Source organism: Shewanella sp. SP2S2-4 (assembly GCF_031932025.1).
GTDB classification, from domain to species: Bacteria; Pseudomonadota; Gammaproteobacteria; order Enterobacterales; family Shewanellaceae; genus Shewanella; species Shewanella baltica.
This window is the reverse complement of record NZ_JAUOER010000045.1, coordinates 1-6,866: the sequence shown is the minus strand read 5'-3', so window position 1 is coordinate 6,866 and position 6,866 is coordinate 1. Positions and strand designations below refer to the sequence as shown.

The following is a 6,866-nucleotide window of genomic DNA, read 5'->3' as shown; positions in this document are numbered from 1 at the left end:
GTTCGAATATGTTTTCCTGTCGTTGAGTGAGTTGGTGAGCCAAGGTATTGATGAGTTAATGCACTCAATCTAGGGCTGACTTTAGTCGAATGTAGCGCCGCGACAATGCAGGCTATAGTGATGACATATAAGTAAAAGTTTCGCTTAAAAAGAAGGTGTTGCCTATGAATGCCAGTGAGTTACAACCCGTAGTGCAATTTCTACAAGGGCTAGTGCCCTTTGATACTCTGCCTGAAGATGTTGTGGTGCGCTGCGCTAAGGCTGTCACTGTTGGCTATTACAGTAAAGCCTCTGGTTATGTTCATTTTGATGCTAACTCACCTAAGTTATATATGGTGCGCAGCGGCGCCTTTGAGGTGCGCGATCCTGACGGTGTGCTGGTCGATAGAGTCGGCGAGGGGGAGTTTTTTGGTTTTTCGACCTTGTTATCGGGGGAGAAAGTCGTCAACAAGGTCGCTATTCTCGAAGACGGTTTGGTTTATCATTTGCCCCAAACCTTGTTCGATAACCTTAGAAGCGAGAGCCGCAATTTCGATAAATTTTTTACCCGCGCATTTGCTAAACGTTTGCGCCATGAGGCTCGCTTTAAGGCGAAAGATCTGACAACCACTAGCCGGATCAGTACATTAATGTCATCTGCGCCTATTGTTATCGATGCCCATGCTAGCGTAACGCAGGCGGCACTGTTAATGCGAAACAGCCGGGTGTCATCCCTGTTGGTAACGGATAATCACAAACTAGTTGGGATTTTAACTGATAAGGATTTACGTAATCGGGTGTTAGCAGCAGGGCTTGATGGCAGCGTTGCTGTGCATCATGCCATGACGGTTTCGCCGATTTCAATTTCTTCCAATGCGTTGATTTTTGAAGCCATGCTACTGATGAGCGAGCATAACATTCATCACTTGCCTATTATCGACCAAGATAAAGCCATCGGTATGGTGACAAGTACCGACATCTTGCGCGGGCAGGGCTCACAACCGCTACTGTTGATTGGTGAGATAGAACGGCAGCAGGATCTTGCCAGTTTAATTGGCGTCAGTAAGCAAATCCCGCTGTTATTACAAAATTTGATCAGTGCCGATGCCAGAGCCGAAGAAATTGGCCGAGTGTTAACCTCTGTCACCGATGCGCTGACACGGCGGTTAATCGTGCTCAATCAGCAATTACTTGGTGAACCGCCGATGGCCTTTTGCTGGTTGGCGTTTGGATCGCAGGGACGTCAAGATCAAGCGGCATGTTCGGATCAAGATAATGGTCTGTTAGTCGCAGAAGAGATGGATGATTTTGCTAAAGGTTATTTTGATGCCTTAACCCATGCCGTATGTGCTGGACTTGATCAATGCGGTTATGAGTTTTGCCCCGGCAATATTATGGCGCAAAACCCTCAGTGGCGAATGTCGCTTAAACAGTGGCAACAGGTATTTGAAAAATGGGTAATAACACCCGAACCTAAGGCGTTAATGCACGCCAGTATCTTCTTCGATATGCGCTCGGTTTACGGTCCACAAACCTTATTTGATGCGCTGCAGGATAAAGTCTTAGCTCAAACCCGTGATAACGATATTTTCCTCGCGGGCATGACAGGTAATTCGCTGGTGGAGTCGCCACCGCTGGGCTTTTTCCGCAAATTTGTCCTCGAACGTGATGGCAGCGAAGTCAAAGGCATAGATTTGAAGCATAAAGGCAATGCCTTGATCAACGATATTGCCCGTGTTTATGCCCTGTCGGCAGGGATCAAAGAAGTGAATACTGCGAAACGTATCCGTGCCTTGATGGACGCAAACATTCTCAATCGTAAAGATGCGCTTAATCTTGCCGATGCCCACGAGTTTATCGCCCATATGCGGTTATCGAACCAAGGTTATCAGCATAATCTCGGGCTAGAGGTGAGTAATTATCTGCTACCCGCGCATTTATCTTCGCTGGTTCGCCATCAGCTACGTGATGCCTTTAAAGTGGTGCATGAGGCGCAGGCGGGGATGAAGATGAAGTTCATGCGAAGTTTTTGATATGAATACACTGCTGTTGAAAACGAAACTTAATTGGCGGGCGCTGCGTTGCCAACATCAGTTGTTTAAGGGTTATTATCAATCGCTATTACCTCTGCTGGCGATGCCGTTATCCGAAGCGCCTTTGATGGCGATGGATTTAGAGATGACAGGTCTCAATCCGCAGCAAGATCAAATTCTCAGTATTGGCTTAGTGCCGATTGATCGCGGCGAGATCCCATTGGCACGCGCCGAGCAAAAGTTAGTGCAAATTCGCGGCAGTGTTGGCCAAAGCGCGACTATCCATGGGATCCTCGATAATCACCTGGTGCAGGCGGTCACCATCGAGGAAGCCATGGGTTGGTTTATCAATCAAACCTATGGTCGGGTGCTGGTCGCGCATCATGCTCCGCTAGATTGCCGTTTTCTGCAGCAGGATTTATTGGCGATTTATCATCAAGCCCTCGTACTCCCTGCTATTGATACGCTCATGCTTGAAAGGCATCGTTTGCTACGGGAACACTCAGTGATTAAAGAGGGGTATTTGCGCCTTGGTGCTTGCCGCGAACGTTACGGTTTACCCATTTATACCGCTCACAGTGCGTTGACCGATGCCTTAGCTTGCGCTGAATTATTATTGGCGCAAATGGCAGCTATGGGTGGCGCAGGGCAACTTACTGTGGCTGACTTATTGCGGCAATCGACTTAGCTGTTTCAGTTTTAACTCACTCTTTGTGGATGAGTTAATCGAGTTGGGGTGATGCTGTTTTACGCTGATCTAACTTTAATCTCACTCTGATCTCACTCTGATTTCATCTTAGGTTAATCACTGACAGGCTAGACTTGAAACCCAATCCTAAGCTTAACTTTAAAGCTTAAATTCAATGCCGCCAACTTGGCAATCCAACCAACTTGTACTTCACTCTAATAAACTGAGTGTGTAGGAGAACATGATGCCGTTACCTTTGCTTTGGATGGGTAGTGCCCTAATCGGCGCAGTTTTGTTGGCCGATGAGCGCGAAAAACGTCAGCAACTTGAGCGCGATAGATTACTCGGTAAAGCGCCTAAGTATCCCGTCGCCAAGCGCGCTATGGTGGCGGCGCCGAGTCAATGGCAAAAGGGATTAAAACAAGTTGCGCCAATCCCAGGCAGTATTGTCTGTTGTTATGTCTTTGGGGTGATTGAACATACCGGTATTTGGCTGGGTGATGATTGCCTCGTAGAGTTACATGGCTCAGGGTTGGTGCGGGCCGTGTCGGTAAAGCGTTTCTTGGCGGGGCGCACCGGCAGCCAAATCTTTCTTGCCTGTAATCATCAGCATCAGCCTCTTATTGCTGACTCTGTGTTAACCCGTGCCGAGCAGGCGATTTATCAGTATCGGGAATATGATTTATTTGACAATAACTGTCATCGATTTGTCTGGTCTTGTATTAGCAATAGTGAAAGGGGCGAAGAAGCGGTTAAAGGTTTTAATGAGTTAAATCAAAAACTCGCCGAGCATTTTAATCAAGCTATCTATTGGGATGAGATGAGCATTAGCAAGCTGAATGAATAAGTTTTGTCGTCATAAACTAAAAAAGCCATCTTAATCGATGGCTTTCTGTCTTAGTAAAACACGATATTACCGTTTTGCAGAAACCGTTTACGGCTTACAAAAATAATCGACAGCGCGTTTAACTAACTCTATGCCTGTTTTATCGCAAGGCGGTAACTCGGCATCACTGATATTGATAGGCGTCACGCGGTTGCCCCATTGCAGCAAGAGTGCAGCAGAGGTTAAGCCGGCGCCAAAGGCACAAGAGAGTATGGTTTGATTTGGCTTAATCACGCCTTGCTCTAACGCATCACAAATCGCAATCGGAATGGTTGCTGCCGAGGTATTGCCATAATTGGCAATGTTAACGAAGGCTTTTTCTTTCGGAATTTTCATTCGGCTGACTAAGGTATCGATAATGCGCTCGTTGGCTTGATGCGGGATCACAAGATCCACTTCATCCTTATCAACACCACATTTTTCAAGCACTTTAGTGCTCAATTTATTCATTCCGTTAATCGCACGCTTGAAGATTTCTTGGCCATCGAATTCAATAAAGAAATCCAATGACTCGGCAGAGAATCTGTCCATCGCCGTACCAAAGCCAGCTTTAAGAATGTCACGACCTTCAGGATCGTTATTCAGCTCATAACCGAGCACGCCACCGGCAACATCTGTTGCTTCAACAACAACGGCACCTGCGCCATCGCCGAATAACACGGCAGTTTCGCGGCGTGACCAATCTAGATAGAAAGATAAACGTTCAGCACCAATGACTAATACTTTCTTGCTCTGACCACTCTTGATTTGTGAGCTGGCTAAACCTAAGCCATATAAAAAGCCACTGCAGGCAGCATTGATGTCGAACGCGGCACAACTGGCGCCAATATTAGCTTGTACAGTGGATGCGATATTCGGGATCAAAGTGTCTGGGCTGGCGCTAGCCAGAATGATCATGTCAATTTCACTGCCATCGATACCCGCAGCTGCGAGTGCACGTTGTGCTGCAACTGAAGCGAGTTCAGAGGTGTTAACATGACTGATATGGCGCTGGCTGATGCCGGTGCGAGATTTAATCCATTCATCGGATGTCTCGATAAAGGTCGCAAGATCATCGTTGGTCAGAGTGGCTGGTGGAACACATTTGCCCCAACCTGTGATAGTGGCGTACTGCATGGTGGTTTCTCTCAAATAAAAAAGGCAGAACCTGAGCGCTGCCTTGAATCGACAACAAAGCTTATCGGCAACTCTAATGGCCGTCCGTGATCTAGACCACCTGTTTGGCGACGAGATCTCGAATTGTCATTGCGGCATGCAGAATATGATGACGCAGTAGCGCCGTCGCTTTTTCTGTTTCTCTCAGTTTGCAGTGGTTGAGTAAAGCTCTGTGCTCATGCTCTGCAGCAGGAATCCCCCCCGCGAGCAATAACTGCAAACGAATGTATCTATCACAATTAGTATTGAGGCCGTGAACAACCTCAAGGGTGTGTGGGCGATTAGCCGCCTGATATAAGCAAGTGTGAAATTGCGTATTCAACTCGCTCCAACTGGCAACGGCATCTTCATGTTTGAAGGCCGACTCCAATTGTTCGAGTACACGTTCAGCTTTTTCTAAATCAGCTTCTTGAAGCAGCGGGATCGCCTTAGCGAGCAGATCGGTTTCGATCATGGCACGTAATTCAAAAAGTTCGGTGACTTGCTCGACGGATAACACGGTCGCCGTCGCACCTTTATGGGGCTCAAACTTAACGAGTCCTTCGGCTTCGAGTTGCAATAAGGCTTCTCTCACCGGAATGCGGCTGACATTTAACGCTTCAGCCAACGCACTTTGTCTGAGTGGCTCTCCTGCGGCTATGTCACCTGAAAGAATTCTCTCTCTGAGCACTTCAACAACTAACTGGGTGCGGGTTTTGTGGACTATAGGCGTAGTTCGACTCATTATTTCCGTCTATTTCGGGTATTTTCTCTTTATCTGCCCAAGATTACCGTTAAAAACACCACAAATAAAGGGGAATGCTTGATTGAGTGGTGCATCTTAGGGATTAACAATGCCCAAACGGCGAGGGTTTTGATGGTTTTAGCTCTCTCAATTATGCGCCTTTCTTGGAAACAATCTTTAATGCGACAGCCATCATTTTCCTAAGTGCGCTGTTTATCTGCTGCAATGAAGTACTTCGACTAGTCGGTTGAGTCAGGTACAACAGTTAAATATGTTGCCCGAGGACTTTGATTTAACAGGATAAGATTTTTCATACATTGAGACTCTCGGCGCAAGGTGTTATCCGCATCTAGCGATAAGCATCACTAACGCTCAATTTAGCGTTAAAAGCACAACTTCGCGGTGCAATTTTTGATAATGAATGGAATAATAGCGCGATAACGCCTTAGGCGATTTTGGAGTATTACAGTGAGTCGAGCAGTATTTTTAGACCGTGATGGCGTGATTAACAAAGATCATGGTTATGTCCACTTAGTGGATGACTTCGAATATATCGAAGGTGTGTTTGAATCTTGCCTCTCTTTGAAAGGAATGGGCTACAAGTTAGTTGTCGTCACAAATCAATCTGGTATTGCCCGTGGTATGTATACAGAAGATCAATTCCACAGCTTAACGGAGTGGATGGATTGGAACTTTGCCGACAAAGGCGTTGAACTCGATGGTATCTACTATTGCCCGCACCATGGTGAAAATGGCATAGGGGAATATAAGGTCGACTGTGATTGCCGTAAACCTAAGCCGGGTATGCTCAATGATGCGGCGCAATTCTTGAAAATCGACTTAGTGCACTCAGTCATGGTTGGCGACAAAGCCGAAGATATGCAGGCAGCGAAAGCGGCGGGCGTGACCACTCGCATATTAGTGCGCAGTGGTAAGGTTATTGCTGATGACAGCGATGCCACTGTGGTACTGGGCAGTATTGCCGATGTGCCAGCTTACTTAAAAAGCCTAGTCTAGTTGCTACGCTACTACTTATAAGCAGATAAACATTTGCTGATAAGTTCATCTCAAGCAGCAACTATCACAGTAACCAGTAGCGCGAGTTGTCGCTCTTGTTGGATGAGAGTTTGCGTTAAAGCGATCCAACATGGCATAAAGAGCTAACCAATAGGTTGGCTCTTGTCATTTCTAGCGCTGGGTTAACCTCATCTTTTGCCTTAATCCAGCAAAAATTCGAGAATATTGGCGTTAAAACACACTTTTAGTTTAAAAAGTGTGCGCTTGAATCGTTTTTCGTAATTATTCGCGCCAAAGGGGTTGCGGTAAAATCTGACATCCCTATAATGCGCATCCACTGACCCAGCGGGGTCAACGGTTAAACGCTGAATAAGCTGCTAACCA

General features: G+C 46.6%; 6 protein-coding genes. 4 read left to right on the top strand and 2 right to left on the bottom strand.

Going from position 1 to position 6,866, the window contains the following annotated elements; translation table 11 throughout:
- Positions 1 to 164: 164 nt before the first annotated feature.
- The 3 genes from Q4Q54_RS21525 to Q4Q54_RS21515 all read left to right on the top strand — a co-directional run bounded on the left by Q4Q54_RS21525 (position 165) and on the right by Q4Q54_RS21515 (position 3,547).
- Positions 165 to 2,012: a DUF294 nucleotidyltransferase-like domain-containing protein gene (locus Q4Q54_RS21525; RefSeq protein WP_311989519.1), complete on the top strand. Its 1,848-nt coding sequence runs from the start codon at positions 165 to 167 to the stop codon at positions 2,010 to 2,012.
- A 1-nt stretch (position 2,013) separates the two neighbouring features.
- The gene (locus Q4Q54_RS21520) at positions 2,014 to 2,700 is read left to right on the top strand and encodes an exonuclease domain-containing protein (RefSeq protein WP_311989518.1); all 687 of its coding nucleotides are present in this window, start codon (positions 2,014 to 2,016) and stop codon (positions 2,698 to 2,700) included.
- 244 nt (positions 2,701 to 2,944) lie between these two features.
- On the top strand, positions 2,945 to 3,547 hold the full coding sequence (locus Q4Q54_RS21515) for a lecithin retinol acyltransferase family protein (protein WP_311989520.1): 603 nt from the start codon (positions 2,945 to 2,947) through the stop codon (positions 3,545 to 3,547).
- An 87-nt stretch (positions 3,548 to 3,634) separates the two neighbouring features.
- On the opposite strand, the gene Q4Q54_RS21510 is transcribed toward Q4Q54_RS21515, so the two are convergent.
- Both Q4Q54_RS21510 and Q4Q54_RS21505 read right to left on the bottom strand, forming a co-directional pair.
- Positions 3,635 to 4,702, bottom strand: a complete 1,068-nt coding sequence (locus Q4Q54_RS21510; protein WP_261273882.1) for a ketoacyl-ACP synthase III — start codon at positions 4,700 to 4,702, stop codon at positions 3,635 to 3,637.
- A 91-nt stretch (positions 4,703 to 4,793) separates the two neighbouring features.
- Positions 4,794 to 5,465 carry a GntR family transcriptional regulator gene (locus Q4Q54_RS21505; RefSeq protein ID WP_006082136.1) on the bottom strand — a complete coding sequence of 224 codons (672 nt, stop codon included), beginning with the start codon at positions 5,463 to 5,465 and terminating at the stop codon, positions 4,794 to 4,796.
- A 468-nt stretch (positions 5,466 to 5,933) separates the two neighbouring features.
- Between Q4Q54_RS21505 and gmhB the strand changes: the two genes are divergently transcribed.
- Positions 5,934 to 6,482: a D-glycero-beta-D-manno-heptose 1,7-bisphosphate 7-phosphatase gene (gene gmhB / locus Q4Q54_RS21500; protein WP_261273883.1), complete on the top strand. Its 549-nt coding sequence runs from the start codon at positions 5,934 to 5,936 to the stop codon at positions 6,480 to 6,482.
- The last annotated feature ends 384 nt before the right edge of the window (positions 6,483 to 6,866 follow it).

What these genes read in the sequence shown, in the direction of transcription:
- Q4Q54_RS21525 (WP_311989519.1), top strand. Translation starts at nt 165, where the DNA reads ATGAATGCCAGTGAGTTACAACCCGTAGTGCAATTTCTACAAGGGCTA.
- Q4Q54_RS21520 (WP_311989518.1), top strand. Translation starts at nt 2,014, where the DNA reads ATGAATACACTGCTGTTGAAAACGAAACTTAATTGGCGGGCGCTGCGT.
- Q4Q54_RS21515 (WP_311989520.1), top strand. Translation starts at nt 2,945, where the DNA reads ATGCCGTTACCTTTGCTTTGGATGGGTAGTGCCCTAATCGGCGCAGTT.
- Q4Q54_RS21510 (WP_261273882.1), bottom strand. Translation starts at nt 4,702, where the DNA reads ATGCAGTACGCCACTATCACAGGTTGGGGCAAATGTGTTCCACCAGCC.
- Q4Q54_RS21505 (WP_006082136.1), bottom strand. Translation starts at nt 5,465, where the DNA reads ATGAGTCGAACTACGCCTATAGTCCACAAAACCCGCACCCAGTTAGTT.